This is a genomic window from Streptomyces rectiviolaceus (genome assembly GCF_039533825.1).
In the GTDB taxonomy this organism is placed as follows: domain Bacteria; phylum Actinomycetota; class Actinomycetes; order Streptomycetales; family Streptomycetaceae; genus Streptomyces; species Streptomyces rectiviolaceus.
The window spans coordinates 41,341-59,061 of record NZ_BAAAUG010000158.1; the positions used below are offsets into that span (position 1 = coordinate 41,341).

The 17,721-nt window shown below is 70.5% G+C and carries 17 protein-coding genes and 1 pseudogene; 5 read left to right on the forward strand and 13 right to left on the reverse strand.

The window, feature by feature from the left end:
- Positions 1 to 81 precede the first annotated feature (81 nt).
- Complete coding sequence (locus ABD378_RS35850; RefSeq protein WP_344528107.1) at positions 82 to 1,527, reverse strand: aminotransferase-like domain-containing protein; 1,446 nt, start codon at positions 1,525 to 1,527, stop codon at positions 82 to 84.
- On the opposite strand from ABD378_RS35850, the gene ABD378_RS35855 reads away from it, so the two are divergent.
- Positions 1,526 to 2,458 (forward strand): DMT family transporter, encoded by a 933-nt coding sequence (locus tag ABD378_RS35855; RefSeq protein ID WP_344528109.1) that lies wholly within the window; start codon positions 1,526 to 1,528, stop codon positions 2,456 to 2,458. The genes ABD378_RS35850 and ABD378_RS35855 overlap by 2 nt on opposite strands.
- 91 nt (positions 2,459 to 2,549) lie before the next feature.
- Positions 2,550 to 2,744 (forward strand): DUF1918 domain-containing protein, encoded by a 195-nt coding sequence (locus ABD378_RS35860; protein ID WP_344528111.1) that lies wholly within the window; start codon positions 2,550 to 2,552, stop codon positions 2,742 to 2,744.
- 19 nt (positions 2,745 to 2,763) lie between these two features.
- Here the strand turns inward: ABD378_RS35860 and ABD378_RS35865 are convergent, their stop codons facing one another.
- Positions 2,764 to 3,996 (reverse strand): glycoside hydrolase family 10-like protein, encoded by a 1,233-nt coding sequence (locus ABD378_RS35865; RefSeq protein ID WP_344528113.1) that lies wholly within the window; start codon positions 3,994 to 3,996, stop codon positions 2,764 to 2,766.
- 178 nt (positions 3,997 to 4,174) lie between these two features.
- On the opposite strand from ABD378_RS35865, the gene ABD378_RS35870 reads away from it, so the two are divergent.
- Both ABD378_RS35870 and ABD378_RS35875 read left to right on the forward strand, forming a co-directional pair.
- Positions 4,175 to 5,035, forward strand: a complete 861-nt coding sequence (locus ABD378_RS35870; protein WP_344528115.1) for a 3-hydroxybutyryl-CoA dehydrogenase — start codon at positions 4,175 to 4,177, stop codon at positions 5,033 to 5,035.
- A 217-nt stretch (positions 5,036 to 5,252) separates the two neighbouring features.
- Entirely contained in the window at positions 5,253 to 5,510 is a 258-nt protein-coding gene (locus ABD378_RS35875; protein WP_344528116.1) for a hypothetical protein, read from the forward strand.
- On the opposite strand, the gene ABD378_RS35880 is transcribed toward ABD378_RS35875, so the two are convergent.
- From ABD378_RS35880 to infC, 10 genes are all read right to left on the reverse strand, one after another.
- A complete protein-coding gene (locus ABD378_RS35880) occupies positions 5,507 to 6,049 on the reverse strand; it encodes an NUDIX domain-containing protein (protein ID WP_160503895.1) in 543 nt (180 codons plus the stop codon). The two genes, ABD378_RS35875 and ABD378_RS35880, sit on opposite strands and share 4 nt — an antisense overlap.
- Positions 6,050 to 6,173: 124 nt before the next feature.
- The gene (locus ABD378_RS35885; protein ID WP_344528118.1) at positions 6,174 to 7,523 is read right to left on the reverse strand and encodes an NsdA family TPR-like regulatory protein; all 1,350 of its coding nucleotides are present in this window, start codon (positions 7,521 to 7,523) and stop codon (positions 6,174 to 6,176) included.
- Positions 7,524 to 7,791: 268 nt separating this feature from the next.
- Positions 7,792 to 8,904 carry a PP2C family protein-serine/threonine phosphatase gene (locus ABD378_RS35890; RefSeq protein ID WP_425583937.1) on the reverse strand — a complete coding sequence of 371 codons (1,113 nt, stop codon included), beginning with the start codon at positions 8,902 to 8,904 and terminating at the stop codon, positions 7,792 to 7,794.
- 249 nt (positions 8,905 to 9,153) lie between these two features.
- Positions 9,154 to 11,664 (reverse strand): phenylalanine--tRNA ligase subunit beta, encoded by a 2,511-nt coding sequence (gene pheT / locus ABD378_RS35895; protein ID WP_344528121.1) that lies wholly within the window; start codon positions 11,662 to 11,664, stop codon positions 9,154 to 9,156.
- Complete coding sequence (gene pheS, locus ABD378_RS35900; RefSeq protein WP_344528123.1) at positions 11,664 to 12,794, reverse strand: phenylalanine--tRNA ligase subunit alpha; 1,131 nt, start codon at positions 12,792 to 12,794, stop codon at positions 11,664 to 11,666. Before pheS ends, pheT begins: the two co-directional genes overlap by 1 nt.
- Positions 12,795 to 12,972: 178 nt before the next feature.
- Positions 12,973 to 14,121, reverse strand: coding sequence for a sensor histidine kinase (locus ABD378_RS35905; protein ID WP_344528125.1), 1,149 nt, complete (start codon positions 14,119 to 14,121; stop codon positions 12,973 to 12,975).
- A gap of 55 nt (positions 14,122 to 14,176) precedes the next feature.
- Entirely contained in the window at positions 14,177 to 15,022 is an 846-nt protein-coding gene (locus tag ABD378_RS35910) for a TrmH family RNA methyltransferase (RefSeq protein ID WP_344528127.1), read from the reverse strand.
- Between the two features lie 172 nt (positions 15,023 to 15,194).
- Positions 15,195 to 15,581 carry a 50S ribosomal protein L20 gene (gene rplT / locus ABD378_RS35915; RefSeq protein ID WP_114037952.1) on the reverse strand — a complete coding sequence of 129 codons (387 nt, stop codon included), beginning with the start codon at positions 15,579 to 15,581 and terminating at the stop codon, positions 15,195 to 15,197.
- 94 nt (positions 15,582 to 15,675) lie between these two features.
- Positions 15,676 to 15,870 (reverse strand): 50S ribosomal protein L35, encoded by a 195-nt coding sequence (gene rpmI / locus ABD378_RS35920; protein WP_135330421.1) that lies wholly within the window; start codon positions 15,868 to 15,870, stop codon positions 15,676 to 15,678.
- Between the two features lie 120 nt (positions 15,871 to 15,990).
- Complete coding sequence (infC, locus tag ABD378_RS35925; RefSeq protein ID WP_344528174.1) at positions 15,991 to 16,650, reverse strand: translation initiation factor IF-3; 660 nt, start codon at positions 16,648 to 16,650, stop codon at positions 15,991 to 15,993.
- A 412-nt stretch (positions 16,651 to 17,062) separates the two neighbouring features.
- Between infC and ABD378_RS35930 the strand changes: the two genes are divergently transcribed.
- Positions 17,063 to 17,449: a DUF1844 domain-containing protein gene (locus ABD378_RS35930; RefSeq protein ID WP_344528129.1), complete on the forward strand. Its 387-nt coding sequence runs from the start codon at positions 17,063 to 17,065 to the stop codon at positions 17,447 to 17,449.
- 38 nt (positions 17,450 to 17,487) lie between these two features.
- On the opposite strand, the pseudogene ABD378_RS35935 reads toward ABD378_RS35930, so the two are convergent.
- Positions 17,488 to 17,721: pseudogene (locus tag ABD378_RS35935) on the reverse strand (SseB family protein); the annotation flags it as partial.

The window sequence follows — 17,721 nt, forward strand, 5'->3', positions numbered from 1 at the left end:
GCCCCGCGGGGCCGTCGAGCGGATTCCACCTGGCGGGACCGCCGGGTGGGGCGAGCAGGACGGGCCCCGCCTCAGCGGATCTCAGCCGGACGCCCCCCGCACTTCGTCGCACGCGGCCCTGAGCCTGCGCACCCCCTCGCCGATCTCCCCCACCCCGGCGACCGCCGCGAAGCTCAACCGCAGGTACGCCGCCGTGGGTTCGGCCGCGAAGTAGGGGCGGCCGGGGGCCACCGCGACGCCCGCGCGCTGCGCCGCGCTCACCAGCTCCGCCTCGTTCATGCCGTCGGGCAGGCGCAGCCACAGGAGGTAGCCGCCCGCGGGGATGTGCGGCAGGGCGAGTTCGGGCAGGTGCAGGCGCAGGGCCGCCGCCATCGCGTCCCTGCGGCCCTTCAACTCGCCCGCCACATACCGCAGATGGCGCGGCCAGGCCGGGGATCCGACCAGTTCGAGCGCCGCCTCCTGGAGCGGTCTCGGCACGAAGAAGTGGTCGACGACCTGGATCGCGCGCAGCCGCTCGAGGACCGGTCCGCGCGCGGCAAGGGCGCTCACCCGGAAGCTCGGCGACGTGGCCTTGGTGAGCGAGCAGACGTGCACGACGACCCCGTCAGGGTCGTCGGACTGCAGCGGCCTTGGCAGCGGCCCCGCGTCCTCGTGGACGAGGCGGCGCACGAAGTCGTCCTCGATGACGAAGGCCCCGGCCTCGCGCGCGATGCGCAGCACCTCCGGGCGGCGCTCCGCCGAGAGCACCGCCCCCGTCGGGTTCTGGAACAGCGGCTGGCAGACGAACACCCGCGCCCCCGTGGCCTTGAACGCCGCGGCGAGCAGTTGGGGACGTACGCCGTCCACGTCCACCGGCACCGGTACCGGCCGCAGCCCCGCCGCGCGGGCGATCGCCAGCATGCCGGGATAGGTCGGCGACTCGACAAGGACCGGCGCACCCGGCGGGGCAAGGGCACGCAGCGCCGTGGTGAGCGCGCTCTGGCCGCCCGACGTGATCAGCACCTCCGCGGCCGTGATCCCGCCGCCGATGCCTCGCGCGAACCACTCCCGCAGCTCGGGAAGCCCGTCGATCGGCGGCCTCCCCCACGCGCCGGGCCGCCGTCCCGCCCGCGCCAGGGCCGCCGCCATCGCGCGCTCGGGCTGCAGCGAGGGATGCAGATAGCCGCCGTTGAACTCGATGACGCCGGGCGACGGTGCCGCGAGCGTGACCAGGACCCCGGAGGCGTCCACCGCGCGCGGCACAAGCTCTGTCGCCGCGTCCGCGCTCAGCGACACCTCCTGCCACGACGTGCCCCCCGCCGGCGCGGCGGCGGCCTGCGGCTCGGCGCGGAAGACACCGGCGCCGGGCCGCGTGACGACCAGACCCTCGGCGGCAAGCTGCCCCAGGGCCCGCGACACGGTCACCGGGCTCACCCTGAACCGGTCGACCAGCGCCCGACTCGACGGCAGCTTTCCACCCGGCGAGTAGCGGTCCAACTCATCCCGCAACCGTTTTGCCAACTCAGCGACGCTGCTACCCTCATGCATGACAGCACAGGATAGCGCTACTCGCCCGAGTCGGATAGCAGTCCCCGCAGCAACCGTGGGCACGCAGCACGGCTCCCGCCGCACCGGCACCGTCATGGCCGCACTCGGCGTCACCGCCTTCTCGCTCACCTTCCCCTCCACCGCCTGGGGCCTCGAAGGCATCGGCCCCTGGTCGTTCGTGGCCCTGCGCTGCGTCCTGAGCGCGTTCATCGCGGGCGGCGCCCTGCTCGCCCTGCGGGTCCCGCTGCCCGCCCGCCGCCACTGGGCCGGGCTCGCCGTCGTGGCCGCCGGAGTCGTCGTCGGCTTCCCGCTGCTCACCACGCTCGCCCTGCAGACCTCCACCACCGCCCACGCGGCCGTGGTCGTCGGCCTGCTCCCGCTGACGACCGCCGTGTTCTCGGCGCTGCGCACCGGGGCACGGCCCTCGCGGATGTTCTGGGTGGCGGCCCTCACCGGCGCCGCGGCGGTGATCGCGTTCACCGTCCAGCAGAGCGGCGGCGCCCTGTCGACCGCCGACCTCTACCTCTTCGCCGCGCTCCTCATCTGCGCGGCCGGTTACACCGAGGGCGGCCGTCTTGCCCGCGAGATGCCGGGCTGGCAGGTCATCGGCTGGGCGCTCGTCCTGTGCCTGCCGCTCGCCGTGGCGGGTGCGGCCGTCGCCCTCCAGTACGAGCCCTTCCGGCTCACCGGGCACAGCACCACCGGACTGCTCTACTCCGCCATCGGCTCGCAGTTCCTCGGCCTGGTCGTCTGGTACCGCGGCATGGCGGCGATCGGCGTCCCCAAGGCCAGCCAGCTCCAGCTGGCGCAGCCGCTGCTCACCCTGGTCTGGTCGGTGTTCCTGCTCGGCGAGCACCTCACGATCGCCGCGCCGCTGACGGCCGCCGCCGTCCTCGTCTGCATCGCGGTCACCCAACGGGCGCGCGGCTAGACGCCGACGGCCCGGCCCCGTCTTCCGCCACCGGACGTAGACTGACGGCCACGGAAAGCAACCGCAGGGTGGGACGAGGAGGTCGCTCCAGATGCGCGCAACCGTAGGCGACAAGCTGGTGGTCCACGGCAGGGTCGTAGGCCAGCACGACCGGATCGCGGAGGTCGTCGAGGTGCTCGGCACGGACGGCGGACCGCCGTACCGCGTCCGCCTCGAGGACGGCCACGAGACGGTGATGTCGCCGGGCCCCGACACTGTCGTACGACATCAGGACCCGGCTCAGTAGCTCCAGGACCGGGACCGGATCAGCGGGGTGGCCTGGCCCGCAGCTGGTAGTGGTCGGCGACCACGCGCGCCATCGCGCCGATCTTGTCCACGCCCACTTCCTTCGCCGAGAAGTACACATGCCCGCGCGCCTGCGGGAACCCCTTGGCGTAGGTGAGGTGGCGGGACAGCTCGGCGGGATCCTGCCAGGCCGCGGGCTGTGCGGGGTCGCCCGCCTTGTATAGGGCCTCTCCCACGTATAGCCGCACGCCCGTGTCCTTGACGACATCGGCCCACCAGGGCAGCAGCTTGCCGTAGTCCGCGACGGTGAAGCCGATGTTCCAGTAGAGCTGCGGGCAGATGTAGTCGAGCCAGCCCTTCTTGACCCAGCCGCGCGTGTCGGCGTGCAGGTTGTCGTAGGTCTGCACGCCGGCCTGGGTGTCCGAACCGAGCGGGTCGGTCGAGGCGTTGCGCCAGACCCCGAACGGGCTGATCCCGAACTGCACGTGTTTGCGTACCTTCTTGACCCGCGTCGCCATCTCGCGCACCAGACGGTCGATGTTGTCGCGCCGCCAGGCGGCCCGGTCCGGGAAGCCGCCGCCGTGGCGCGCGAACGCGTCGTCGTCGTCGAAGACCTGCCCGGCGACCGGATACGGGTAGAAGTAGTCGTCCCAGTGCACCGCGTCGATGGCGTAGTGGCGCACAGCGTCGAGCATCGCGTCCTGGACGAAGCGCCGCACCTCGGGCAGGCCGGGGTTGTAGTAGAGCTTCCCGCCGTACGGCACGACCCAGTCGGGGTGCAGTCGCGCGGGGTGCGTCGGGACGAGGCGCGAGGGGTCCGTGTGGTTGGCGATGCGGAAGGGGTTGAACCAGGCGTGCAGTTCAAGTCCCCTGCGGTGCGCCTCGGCCACGGCGGTGCCCAGCGGGTCCCAGCCGGGGTGCTTGCCCTGCACGCCGGTGAGGACTTCCGCCCACGGCTCGTACGGAGAGGGCCACAACGCGTCGGCGGTGGGGCGCACTTGGAAGATCACGGCGTTCAGCCGGCGCCGTACGGCCGTGTCGAGATGGCCGATCAGTTCGGCGCGCTGCTCGGCCGCCGTGAGTCCGGGCTTCGACGGCCAGTCACGATTGGCGACGGTCGCCAGCCACATGCCACGCAGCTCACGGCGCGAAGGAGCCCGCTCGGGCACGGCCGCCGCGTCCCCCGCCGCTGTGAGCCCCGCCACCATCGCGGCCGCCGCAACCGTGAACCCTCGGCGTGACATACGCCTCATCCGCTCGCCCCCTGGCCTGTATATCCGCCGGAACCGCTGCTTGTAACGGACAGCATGCCCGACCCGGCAGCTCATGCACCTGAGGTTCCGGAGTAACGTTCACCGCTGGGGCAGACGCCGAAACCGTACGGGGGCTGCCCGCCCGTTGATCAGCGAAAGGCACGAGGTGACCGACTCTATGCCCGACATCGCACGCGTCGGAGTAGTGGGCTGTGGCCAGATGGGCGCCGGGATCGCCGAGGTCTGCGCCCGCTCCGGACTCGATGTGAAGGTCGCGGAGACCACCGGCGAGGCCCTGGAGATCGGCCGCACCCGGCTCTACAACTCCCTCTCCAAGGCCGCCGAACGCGGCAAGATCTCGGAGGAGGAGCGGGACGAGACGCTCGCCCGGCTCAGCTACACGACCGACCTCGGGGAGTTCTCCGACCGCGACCTCGTGATCGAGGCGGTCGTCGAGAACGAGGCGGTCAAGACCGAGATCTTCCAGGTGCTCGACCAGGTGGTGACCCGGCAGGACGCGATCCTCGCCTCCAACACCTCGTCCATCCCGCTGGTGAAGCTGGCCGTCGCGACGTCCCGCCCCGACGCGGTCATCGGCATCCACTTCTTCAACCCGGCCCCGGTGCAGCAGCTCGTCGAGCTGATCCCCGCGCTCACGACGTCCGAGGGGACGATCAGCCGCGCGCAGTCCATGGTCGAGAAGGTGCTCGGCAAGCACGCCATCCGCGCCCAGGACCGCTCGGGCTTCGTGGTCAACGCGCTGCTCATCCCGTATCTGCTCTCGGCGATCCGGATGTTCGAGTCGGGCATCGCGAGCCGCGAGGACATCGACAACGGCATGGAGATGGGCTGCGCCCACCCGATGGGCCCGCTCAAGCTCGCCGACCTGATCGGCCTCGACACCGTCGCCTCGGTCGCGGACAGCATGTACGCCGAGTACAAGGAGCCGCTGTACGCCGCTCCCCCGCTGCTCCAGCGGATGGTGGACGCGGGAAGGCTCGGCCGCAAGTCCGGCTCGGGCTTCTACCCGTACTCCTGACGCGCCTGACGCGCCTGACACGCCTCACACTGGCACCCGGCACTTCGCACCGCACGCGGGCCCGGCACTCGATCGAGTGCCGGGCCCGCGGCGTTCACACACCGTGTGCGTCTTGGGCTCGCATATGCCCTTCGCACACTCTCCCGCCCTGGCCACCAGGCGAGTTGACTTTCCGTGCGCATCAGGGGGATGGACAGCTACAGAAAGGAACGGACCTGTGACCGCCGACCCTGAACTTCGCGTGGTCCCCGAGGAACTCGCCGAGTTACGCCGCAGCTTGGACGTGGGCCTCGCCCGCGTCGACGGACAGCTGGCGTTGCTCACTCAACACGACGAACAAAACGTCAAGAACCAGGATGAATTGACCGTAAGGATCACCGCACTTGAGCACACTCGCTGGCCGCTGCCCGCCCTACTCGCCCTCACGGCGGTAGGTGCGCTCGCCGTGGCAGTTTGGCAGGCCATCGGCCGTTAGTGCGCGTCCTGGCCAAGACGCAGGTGGTGCAGGAGGAGGAGCGCCGCCGCCATGTTGGCGGCCGGTACTTCTCCGCGGGCCACCATGTCAGGGACGAGTTTGAGTGGGACCCACTCACGGCGGTCGGACTCGAAGTCGTCCTCGGGATGACCGATGTAGGTGCACTCATCCGACCAGTAGATGTGGTGCCTGGCGTCGGTGAGCCCATTGGACGGCTCGACGCTCATCAGGTGTCGTAACGGGCCCGGCCGCCAGCCGGTCTCCTCCTCCATTTCCCGGGCCGCCGCGTACGCGAGGTCCTCGCCGTCCTCGACGACGCCCGCGGCGAGTTCCCAGCCCCAGCTGTCGGTGATGAAACGGTGCCGCCAGAGCAGCAGCACCTCGTTGGCCTCGTTGACGACGGTGGCCACGGCAACGGGCCGCAGCCGTATCAGGAAGTGGTCGAGGTGCCGGCCGTCGGGCAGTTCGACATCTGCCAGATTGACCGTGAACCATCGGTTTCCATACACAGTTTGTTCGCTTTGTTTCGTCCACTGCACGGTTCTGCCACCTTCCGCCGAGTAGATGGCAATATCGCAGCAGGAGGGTGTTCAGAGCAGCGTGTGGACGACGCCGGAGTTCAGCGCTCGCCGTGAGCCGTCGCTGTCGTACGCGCGGTGCGCATCACAGGGGTACGCGCAGTGCCCCGTCGATGAGTTCGGCCGCCTCGGCCGTGCCCGCGCAGTCGCTGCGGACCAGATGTTCCCGCACGGCGCGCAGCCGGTCACGCAGCCGTTGGGACTCCATTCCCCGTGCTTGTTCTGCCATTTCCACCGCCGTGGCCACCGCCTCGTCGGTGTTCCCCTGGCGCAGTTCGATCTGACTGAGCATGGCCAGCCGATGGACCCGGCCCCGGTCGTGTGCCGGCGTGTCCACCGCCGCCGCCGCATGCTCGTAAGCTCCCGTGAGGTCGCCGAGGCTGAGCAGCGCCTCCGCCACTTGTACGTTGACGAGTCCGGGCTGGACATAGCCGGTCTCAGCCGGCTCGCGCCCACGCCGGATGCGGTCCGCTGCGCCTTCCGCACGCCGGATGCAGGACAGCGCGCTGCTGCCGTCGCCCAGGTGCGCGTACGACTTGGCCTGCATGGCGTAGAGATCGGAGGCGAGGGCCGGGGTGAGATCGCGCCCCGCGGCGCGCAGCGCGGCCTCCGCGAAGGCCACCGCCTGGCGGTACTCGCGCATGAAGAGCGACTGGTTGACGAGCAGCGCGATGACATAGGCGCCAAGTCCCCGGTCACCGCTGGCCTTGGCAAGGCGCAGGGCCTGGTGAAAGTAGCGCTGGGCCAAGCCGTGGGCGTCCGAGTCGTAGGCGCAGATGCCCGCGATGGCCACCAACCCTCCGGTGGATCTGTGCAGTTGGCGACCCGTCTCGTCCGTGTAGCTGCCGCGCAGCAGGGGCGCGGCCTCGGCGTTGAGGAAGCCGACGATGCGGGTGCGGGTCGCGATTCCGCCGGTCTTGCGGTACATCTGCTCGTAGTGGGCGCGGGCCGCGCGCATCATGTCGATGTCGGCCGTGCTCACCTGGTGCCTGCCGCCGCGCGAGACGTCCACGTCCTCGGGCGGGTTCTCCCACTCCCAGACGGGCATCACCGCGGGGGTTCCCGTGACCGCGGGTGCGCCGAGGAGGTGCGGGCGCTGCTGTTCGTCGGAGCGCCACAGCGCCGTGGCCCTCTCCACGAAGCCGGACAGCGTCGATGCCGCGGACCCGAGTCCCGCCACCGGCAGGCCCGGCACTCCGAGGCCGATGTCGTCAAGCGTGACGGTGCGCTGGAGCCGCCCCGCGAGGACCTCGCAGATCAGGTCGGGCACCTGGCCGCGCGGGCGCTGGCCCTTCAACCACCGGGAGACGGCGGTGTGTTCGTAACGCAGGGCGAGGCCTCGCCTTTTCCCGGCCTGATTGACGTGGGCAGCCAGGCCCGCGTGGGAGATTCCCGCCTCGTCGAGGATCGCGTCGAGCAGGGTATTGGGCTGCATGGAGGCCCTCCGGTGGCTCGGTGTGACCAGCGTAATAGAGGTGTGTTCACACGGGGTGTGAACGGAGTACGCGAATCCGGGGGGTGTGCGCTCTGCCATCACCACTCCTGTCACGCTTGACTGAGATTCCTCACAAGGAGGCCGGCCGGGCCGCCGGCTCCCCCTCGAAAAGTGCGGCGGCCCTCACTGGCGCCGTCCGCCCCGCTGTCTGCCCGACAACTCCAAGGCGGGGCCGGGCGGCGCATGGCCGGCGGAGGTTGACGGTGCGTCACGTCATGGTGCTTTCCCGGCGCACCGTCTCCCCCTGCTGTTGGGGCACCCGTCGGCGGTCGTTGCGCAGCACGAGGAGCGCGGCGTCGTCGGTGGGCAACCGCTTGGTGTGGCGCAGGAGTTGGGCGTACACCGCGCGGATCACTGTCTGGGGCGCGACCGGCGGGACCCGCACCGCTTCGGTGAGCGCCGCCTGGAGCGGAAAGAACCGTCCGGCCGCGTCCCGTGCGTCCTCCATGCCGTCCGTGTGCAGCACGAGCGCCTCCCCCGGAAGGAGCGATCCACAGTGCAGTACGGGCAGTTCGGCCGGGAGCGGGAAGGGGCCCAGCGGTGGCAGCGGCTCCCCGCCCGCGACCGGCTCGGCGTGCCCGCTCAGGCGGTACGGCCAGGGGTGACCGCAGTTGAGCGCGGTCATCTCGCCGTCCGGGCCGATCTCCATCAGGAGTACGGTGACGAACTCCTCGGCCGGCGGGCTGTCCGGCGCCGCACCGCCGTTGGCCGGATGCTCGGCCCGCGAACGCTCCCGCAGATGGCGCCCCAGGGCTCGCTCCAACTTCCGCAGCACGAGCGGAAGTTCCGCCTCTTCGTACGCCGCCTCGCGGAAGCTGCCGAGCACCGCGGCGGCCGTACCGATGGCGGTCAGGCCGTGTCCGCGTACATCGCCCATGACGACGCGGACGCCGTGGTCGGTGGCCGCCACCTCGTACAGATCGCCGCCGACGGAGGCACCGCGCGACGCGGAGAGCCGCCCTGCCGCGACCGTAAGACCCTCGACCCGTGGCGGCAGCGGACGCAGCAGGACGTTCTGCGCGGCGCCCGCGATCTCGCGGATCTGACGCAGCTCCCGCAGCAGCGTGCCGTGAACATGCAATATCAGACCGGCGCCGACCGCGAAGAAGACCGCACTGGTGACGATCCGCGCCTCCAGGCTGTTCTGCTGGGCGAGCGGGCAGACGAGTTTGTACGTGACGGCGGCCGCGCCCCACGCCGCGGGAAGGCCGAGCGTGAGAACGCGCCGGATCCGCGGCGGGTGCACACGGGACACCTTGGCCCCGCCCGCCCTCGCCCTGCTCCTCGCCCGGAGCCTTGTCCGGCTCCTCGCCCGGAGCAGCACCCGGCGGGGAGCTCCAGCCCTGATACGGATCATGCCGACGGCCCCCCTAAGGCCCTGTCCAGCGTGCGGGCCGCGCAGTCCGTACAGATCACGACCCCTGCGGCCGGACTGATTCTGTCTACCGCCTGGGCCGATCGGGCCAGAGAGGGCTTACTAGTCACTCAAACGAGTGAAGGGCGTATCCGGAGGTCCGGATACGCCCTTCTATGCGCCTCTTGTGCGCCTGGCGGCGGCTACTGGCGGTGACTACGCTCCGCGCAGCACCGCGCCGGTCCGCTCGGTCGCCAGGGCGACGGCCGCGTCCCGGGCCGCGGAGGCCTCGTCGACGGTCAGCGTGCGGTCGGCCGCGCGGAAGCGCAGCGCGTACGCCAGGGACTTCTTGCCCGCACCGATCTGCTCGCCGGTGAAGACGTCGAACAGCCGGATGGACTCGAGGAGTTCACCCGCGCCCTCCCGAAGCACCTTCTCGACGTCGGCGGACGGAACGCCCCCGTCGACGACGAGCGCGACGTCCTGCGTGGCGACCGGGAAGGTGGAGATCTTCGGCCCCTGCGGGACACCGGTGTTCGCGTCCTCCAGAGCGTCCAGGTCGAGCTCCATCGCGCAGGTGCGCGCGGGCAGACCGAGCGCCTTGACGACGCGCGGGTGCAGCTCGCCCGCGTACCCGATGACCTGCTCCGCACCGTCGATCACAACGGCGAGCTCGGCGCACCGCCCCGGGTGCCACGGGCCGTACTGGCCCTGGCGCACGAGCAGTTCGGTGCCCGACTCGGCGGCCAGGGCGCGCGCGGCCTGGACCGCGTCGGCCCACTCGGACGGACGGCCCTTGCCCCACCAGCCGGCCTGCTCGCGGGCGCCCGCGAGGACGACGGCGGCATGCCGCGGCTGCACGGGAAGCGCCTCGGTCAGGGAGGCGATCTCCTCGTCCGTGGGCCGCCGGTCGACGGGAAGACGCACCGCGATGCGCGCCTCTTCACGCGGCTGGAAGACCAGCCCCGTCTCGAAGAGCGCCAGGTCGTGGCTGCCGCGGCCTTCGTTGCGGCGCAGCGCGCCGAGCAGCCCCGGAAGCAGCGTCGTACGGAGCGCGGGCTCCTCGTCGGAGAGCGGGTTGACCAGCTTCACGACCCGCCGCTTGGGGTCGCCGGACTCCAGACCCAGCTGGTCGAAGACCTGCTCACCGATGAACGGGTAGTTGGGCGCCTCGACGAATCCGCTCCCGGCGAGGGCGCGGCCGATGCGGCGGTGCAGCCGCTGCCGGTCCGTGAGCCCGCGGCCCGCGGGGGGCTTGGGCAGCGTCGACGGGAGGTTCTCGTACCCCTCGAGCCGGATGACCTCTTCGGCGAGGTCGTTCGGCTCGGCGAGGTCGGGACGCCACGACGGCACGGTGACGGTCAGGGCGTCCTGGCCGTAGACGTCGCAGCCGACTTCCTGCAGGCGGCGGACGACGGTCTCGCGGCCGTAGTCCATACCCGCGACCTTGTCCGGGTGATCGGCGGGCATGCTGATCGTGTGCGGCGCGGAGGGCGCGATGACCTCGGTGACCCCGGGCTCGGCGGTGCCGCCCGCGAGCAGGACGAGGAGATCCACCGTGCGCTGCGCCGCGGCGGACGCGGCCTGCGGGTCGACGCCGCGCTCGAAGCGCTTGGACGCCTCGGAGGGCAGCTTGTGGCGCCGGGCCGTGCGGGCGATGGAGATCGCGTCGAAGTGTGCGGCCTCGATGACGACGTCCGTGGTGCCCGCGGTCTCTGCGTGGTCCGCGATCTCGGTGTTGGCGCCGCCCATGACGCCCGCGAGGCCGATCGGACCGCGGTCGTCGGTGATGACCAGGTCCTCGGCGTCGAGGACGCGCTTGGCGCCGTCGAGCGTCGTGAACTTCTCGCCCTGCTCGGCGCGGCGCACGCCGATCGTGCCCTGGATGCGCGAGCGGTCGTAGGCGTGCAGCGGCTGGCCGAGCTCCAGCATCACGTAGTTCGTGATGTCGACGGCGAGCGAGATCGGGCGCATGCCCGCCTTCTGGAGGCGGCGCTGCAGCCAGATCGGCGACCGGGACTCGGGACGCAGGCCCGTGACCGTGCGCGCCGTGAAGCGGTCGCAGCCCATCGGGTCGGAGATCTTGACCGGGTAGCCGGAGGAGTTCGGCGCGGGCACGTCCAGGAGCGCCGGGTCGCGCAGCGGCAGGCCGTACGCGATGGCGGTCTCGCGGGCGACGCCGCGCATCGACAGGGCGTAGCCGCGGTCGGGCGTGACGGCGATGTCCAGGACCTCGTCGACCAGCTCGAGCAGCTTGATGGCGTCGGAGCCGGCCTCGTGCTCGGGCGGAAGGACGATGATGCCGCCGCTTCCGTCGTCGCCCATGCCCAGCTCGTCGCCGGAGCAGATCATGCCGTGCGAGGTCTTGCCGTACGTCTTGCGCGCGGCGATCTTGAAGTCGCCGGGCAGGACGGCGCCCGGGAGCACGACGACGACCTTGTCGCCGACGGCGAAGTTGCGCGCGCCGCAGACGATCTCCTGCGGCTCACCGGTGCCGTTGGCGGAACCGACGTCGACGGTGCAGAAGCGGATGGGCTTCTTGAACTCCGTCAGCTCCTCGATGGTGAGGACCTTGCCGACGACCAGGGGGCCGGTGAGGCCGGAGCCGAGCTGCTCGACGGTCTCGACCTCGAGGCCGACCTCGATCAGCTTGGCCTGTACGTCACGGCCGGTCTCGGTGGCGGGGAGATCGACGTACTCCCGCAGCCAGGAAAGCGGGACCCGCATCAGATCTCCATCCCGAAGGGCCGGGTGAACCGGACGTCACCCTCGACCATGTCTCGCATGTCTTCGACGTTGTGGCGGAACATCAGCATCCGTTCGATGCCGAACCCGAAGGCGAATCCGCTGTACTTCTGGGGGTCGACGCCGCAGGCGGTGAGCACCTTCGGGTTGACCATGCCGCAGCCGCCCAGCTCGATCCAGCCCTCGCTGCCGCAGGTGCGGCAGGGGCGGTCGGGGTTGCCCACGGACTCGCCACGGCAGACGTAGCAGACCATGTCCATCTCGGCGGACGGCTCGGTGAACGGGAAGTAGTTCGGGCGCAGGCGCGTCTTCATGTCCGCGCCGAAGAGCGACTGGACCATGTGGTCCAGGGTGCCCTTGAGGTCGGCCATGGTCAGGCCCTCGTCCACGGCGAGCAGCTCGATCTGGTGGAAGACCGGGGTGTGCGTCGCGTCCAGCTCGTCCGTGCGGTACACACGGCCGGGGCAGACGATGTAGACGGGCGGCTCACGGCGTTCGAGCAGCGCGCGGGCCTGCACCGGAGAGGTGTGGGTGCGCAGCACGACACCGGACTCGTCGCCTTCAGTGCCCTTCGGGCCCTCGACAAAGAAGGTGTCCTGCATCTGCCGGGCCGGGTGGTCCGGGGTGAAGTTCAGGGCGTCGAAGTTGAACCACTCCGCCTCGACCTCGGGGCCCTCCGCGATCTCGTAGCCCATGGCGACGAAGACGTCCGCGACGCGCTCCATGAACGTGGTCAGCGGGTGCCTGGCACCGGCCGGGACGCGGTCGTACGGCAGCGTGACGTCCACTGCCTCCTCGACCAGCACCCGGGCGTCGCGCTCGGCCTCGAGCTCGGTCTGGCGGGCGGCGAGCGCCTTGCTCACGGCGCCGCGCGCCATGCCGACGCGCTTGCCGGCCTCGGCCTTGGCCTGCGGGGGCAGCGCGCCGATCTCGCGGTTGGCGAGGGCCAGCGGCGAGGTGCCGCCGGTGTGCGCGACCTTGGCCTCCTGGAGCTGGTCGAGGTCGCCCGCGGCGGCGAAGGCGGCGAGCGCCTCGTCCCGCATGCGCTCGATCTCTTCAGGTTTCAGTGCCTCGACCTCAACAGGGTCGTACGACTTGTTCGGTGCCGACATCTCTTCCCGTGCTTCCGGTTGGCTGGTGATGGTCCCCGTCTACGACTCGGAGACGAATCGTCCACATAGGGGGACGCAAACGTGCCAAGGATCGAGTCTAACGGGGGTGACGCAGGTGAATGAGCCCGCGGGCGGTGCCTCGGGCGGATCAGCAGTGATCAGTGCCGCTCAGGGACGATCAGAGGAGATACGCCGGGGTGCCCACGGGCAACGTAAATCGGAACTGGGCGCCGCCACTGGGTGCGCGGCCGACGGTGATCGTCCCGCCGTGCGCCTCCACGATGCCCTTCACGATGTACAAGCCGAGTCCCGTCCCGCCGCGCTTGCTGCCCCGCCAGAAGCGGGTGAAGACACGGCCCATCGATTCCTCCGGAATGCCGGTCCCCTCGTCGCTCACGGTCACGGCCGTCTCGGCCCCGCCCTGCTCACGCGGTGAGGCCTTCGACGACGCCGCCACGTCGATGGTGACGGTTCCTTCGCCGTGCCGCACGGCATTTTCCAGGAGGTTGCTGAGCACCTGGTCGATCTTGTCGGGATCGGCCCAGCAGTCGGGCAGCGGCTGCTGTATCCGGACGAGGAAGCGGTCCGCGTCCTGGCCGGAGGCGACGTGGGCCTGGATGTGACGGCCGACGGCGGCACCGATGTCGACGGGCTGGCGACGCAGTTCGAGGCGCCCCGAGTCGATCCGTGAAATATCGAGAAGCTCGGCGATGAGCCGTGTGACGCGGTTGGCGTCGGCGTCCACCGTCTCCAGCATGAGCTTCTTCTGGTCGTCGGTGAAGCGCTCCCACTTGGCGAGCAGCGTCGCCGTGAAGCCCTTCACGGAGGTGAGGGGCGAGCGGAGCTCGTGGGCGACGGTGGCGATCAGCTCCGCGTGGCTGCGCTCGGTGCGGCGGCGGGCCTCGGTGTCGCGGATGGAGACGACGACGCGGCGGACGGGGCCGGTGGGCGCGGTGCGCACATAGCGGGCGGAGACGAGGACCTCACGCCCGCCGGGGAGCAGCAGATTGCGCTCGGGCTGGGCGAAGCGGGTGGCAAGGCCGCCGTACGGATCGGTCAGCTGCCACCAGCGGCGGCCTTCGAGGTCCTCTAAAGGGAGGGCTCGCTCCAGCGGCGCGCCCAGGGCGTCGGCGGCGTGCACCGCGGTGATGCGCACGGCGGCGGTGTTGAAGCAGATGACGTGGCCCGTCTCGTCCGCGACGACGAGGCCGTCGGGAAGGTCGTCCGGGTCGACACCGAGCCCGCCGAGGTCACCGAGGGCGCCGTCGTCCGCGCGAGTACACAGGATGTCCCGTACTCCCGGTGATCCGCTCGTGCCGATGCTCATTCCCCGTACCCCACCTCTCGGACCGGCGCAGGAGGCCTCCGAGCCCGTCACCCTACTAGCTGGGAGTGACGGAACGGCACCCTCCAGCCGCACGCTGTGCACGGGCGGACGCATAGAGGCACACGGCCGCCGCCGTCGCGAGGTTGAGGCTTTCGGCTCTGCCGTGGATCGGAACGCGCACCACGGCGTCGGCGAGTGCGCGGGTCTCCTCCGGGAGCCCCCAGGCCTCGTTGCCGAAGACCCAGGCGGAGGGGGTGCCCATGGTGCCCTTGTCGAGTTCGTCGTCGAGGTCGTCCTCGCCCGCTCCGTCGGCCGCGAGGATGCGTACGCCCGCGTCCTTGAGCCCCTGGACGGCCCGCTCGACGGGTACGCCGACGGCGACGGGCAGATGGAACAGCGAACCGACCGACGCGCGCACGCACTTGGGGTTGTAGAGATCCACCGAGGCGTCCGTAAGGACGACCGCGTCGGCCCCCGCGGCGTCGGCGCACCGCAGCACGGTGCCCGCGTTCCCGGGGTCACGGACGTGCGCGAGGACGGCGACCAGCTTGGGCCTGGCGGCGAGGATGCTGTCGAAGGGGGTGTCGATGAACCGGCAGACACCGACGAGCCCCTGCGGCGTCACCGTCGTCGAGATGTCGGCGATGACGTCCTCGTCCGCCAGGTGCACCCGGGCACCGGCGGCACGGGCCTCGCCGACGATGTCGGCGTAGCGCTCGGCGGCGTCGACGGTCGCGAACAGCTCCACGAGCGTGTCCAAAAATGCGGCGGCCTCCCGCACGGCCTGCGGCCCCTCGGCGAGAAACAGCTGCTCCTTCCCCCGGAAGTTCCGCTTGGCAAGGCGCCGGGCGGCGCTGACGCGAGGGGACTTCGGAGAGATCAACTCAGGAGCGGCAACCATGAAACTCACACCTCGGGGAGAGCGCCCCGTCGGGGGCGCGGGGAACTGCGCGACCAGCCAAGTACAACCCGCGGACGGCAGACGACAGACGAAGGCAGACGAGCAGCCGGACGCACTCGGACCCGCAGACCAAGAGGCCTGCGGGTCCGGGTGACGGTCACAAACGCACAGCCTAGGCGGCAGCCTTGGGCGCGTTGACGTCCGACGGCAGAGCCTTCTGCGCAACCTCGACGAGCGCGGCGAACGCGTTCGCGTCGTTGACGGCCAGCTCCGCGAGGATCTTGCGGTCCACCTCGATGTTGGCGGCCTTCAGACCCTGGATGAGGCGGTTGTACGTCATGCCGTTCTGGCGGGCAGCGGCGTTGATGCGCTGGATCCACAGCTGACGGAAGTCGCCCTTGCGCTTCTTGCGGTCGTTGTAGTTGTAGACCAGGGAGTGGGTGACCTGCTCCTTGGCCTTGCGGTACAGGCGCGAACGCTGGCCGCGGTAGCCGCTGGCCGCTTCGAGGATCGCCCGACGCTTCTTGTGGGCGTTGACTGCCCGCTTGACGCGTGCCACTTGTTAACTCCTTGTAGCGGGGCCGTGGTTGGACTCACACGACCCGGTATCGATTGGGTCCCGGTCAGAGTTCAGGCGCGGTGTGCGCCCGGACTCACTTGCCGAGAAGCTTCTTGATCTTCTTGGCGTCGCCCGGGGCCATCTCGGCGTTGCCGCTGAGGCGACGCGTCAGACGGGACGACTTGTGCTCGAGCAGGTGGCGCTTGCCGGCGCGCTCACGGAGCACCTTGCCGGAGCCGGTGATCTTGAAGCGCTTGCTGGCACCGCTGTGCGTCTTGTTCTTCGGCATAGCGCCGTTCTCTCCTCGTCATTGGCACTCCCTGCCTTTCCGGTTCCTGCGAACCGTGGGCAGGGAGCGTCAGGTGTATCGGTGGTCATTCAGGGCGCGCGTGGGAGGCGCGTCCTGAAATCAGGCCTCTGCAGGCTCCTCGGAGGGCGCCTCGGCTTCGGCGACGACCTCGTCGGGCGTCTCCTCGTCGGCGGAGTCGTCCGTGCGGCCCTGTCGCTCGGCCTTGCGGGCGGCCTGGGCCTCGCGAGCCTCGGCCATGGCTTCGGTCTTCTTCTTGTGCGGACCGAGGACCATGATCATGTTTCGGCCGTCCTGCTTCGGGTTCGACTCGATGAACCCGAGGTCTTCGACGTCGTTCGCGAGACGCTGCAGCAGTCGGAAGCCGAGCTCCGGCCGGGACTGCTCGCGACCACGGAACATGATCGTGATCTTGACCTTGTCGCCCTGCTTGAGGAACCGGACGACGTGACCCTTCTTGGTGTCATAGTCGTGCGGGTCGATCTTCGGCCGGAGCTTCATCTCCTTGATGACCGTGTGCGCCTGGTTCTTGCGCGCCTCACGGGCCTTCATGGCCGACTCGTACTTGAACTTCCCGTAGTCCATGAGCTTGCACACGGGCGGACGGGCGGTAGCCGCCACCTCGACCAGGTCGAGGTCGTACTCCTGTGCGAGCTCCAGGGCCTTGGCAAGCGGAACAATCCCGACCTGCTCGCCGCTGGGACCGACAAGTCGCACCTCGGGAACGCGAATCCGGTCGTTGATGCGGGGCTCGGCGCTGATGGATCCTCCTCGGTAGCACCACGCGGCGGTCTGGCGGACAGCCGCGTTACGTCTGTTATCTCGACCAACCGAGTGAGTACATAAAAAATGCCCCAACCGATCACAGGAAGGGGCTCCATTACTACCGGAGCACCTCCGCGGTGATCGCGGGGCGCATCTCGGGCCTGCCGTAGTCTCGGGGACTGCGGCCGCCTGACCGGTGACCCGCCGCTCCAAAGAGCAGCTAGGTGGGAAGCGGAGCCTCCACTTGTGGGCCGGGTCTCTGCGTGGCACGCGAGTGTCCGGCCGGTCGTTACACAAGGTTAGCAGCTCCGCGGGGGTGGGGCTAATCAGCGGCGCCGGGCGATCCACGGGCGATGGTCACGGACTCCCGCGGGTCACTCCGACTGGGGCTCCGCTTATCGTGTGGGACATGAGCGACGCGACCCCCACCCCCGAGTCCGCCACCGGCTCGGCCTCCGATTCCCCCGACTTCGACACCCTGACCCGTGACATCGCGGATGTCCCCGCGGTCGAGGTGATCACCACGGTCGCCGTCCACCTGATGAGCGCCGCGGCCGTGAACCTCGGCCTCGCCGAGGGCGGCGAGGGCCACAAGGACCTGGACGAGGCCCGCAAGCTGATCCACTCGCTGGCCGGCCTGATGGACGCGAGCGCCACGGAGATCTCCTCGTTCCACGCGGCCCCGCTGCGCGACGGCCTGAAGTCGCTGCAGCTGGCCTTCCGCGAGGCGTCCGATGTGCCGGACGAGCCTGGTCAGGGCCCGGGCGAGAAGTACACGGGCCCGATCTTCGGCTGAGTGTTCACGTGCGTACGTGATTCACGGATGTATGTGATTCACGGACGTACGTAGAGGGGCTCGCCAGGTGGCGTCGCCTCGGCAGGCAGCAGTGCCAGGTCGAGGCCGCTCACCAGGCGGGCCCTCAGTGTTTCGTCGGCCGCGATGTGCCGGGCGACGCGCTGGGCGGCTTCGGCCGGGTCCGCGGTGGGGTCGAGGACGAGCGCGAGGGTGCCGTCGGCGGTGCCCGCGCCGAGGTAGGCGCGCAGGACGGCCGGCTCGGCGGCGACGGC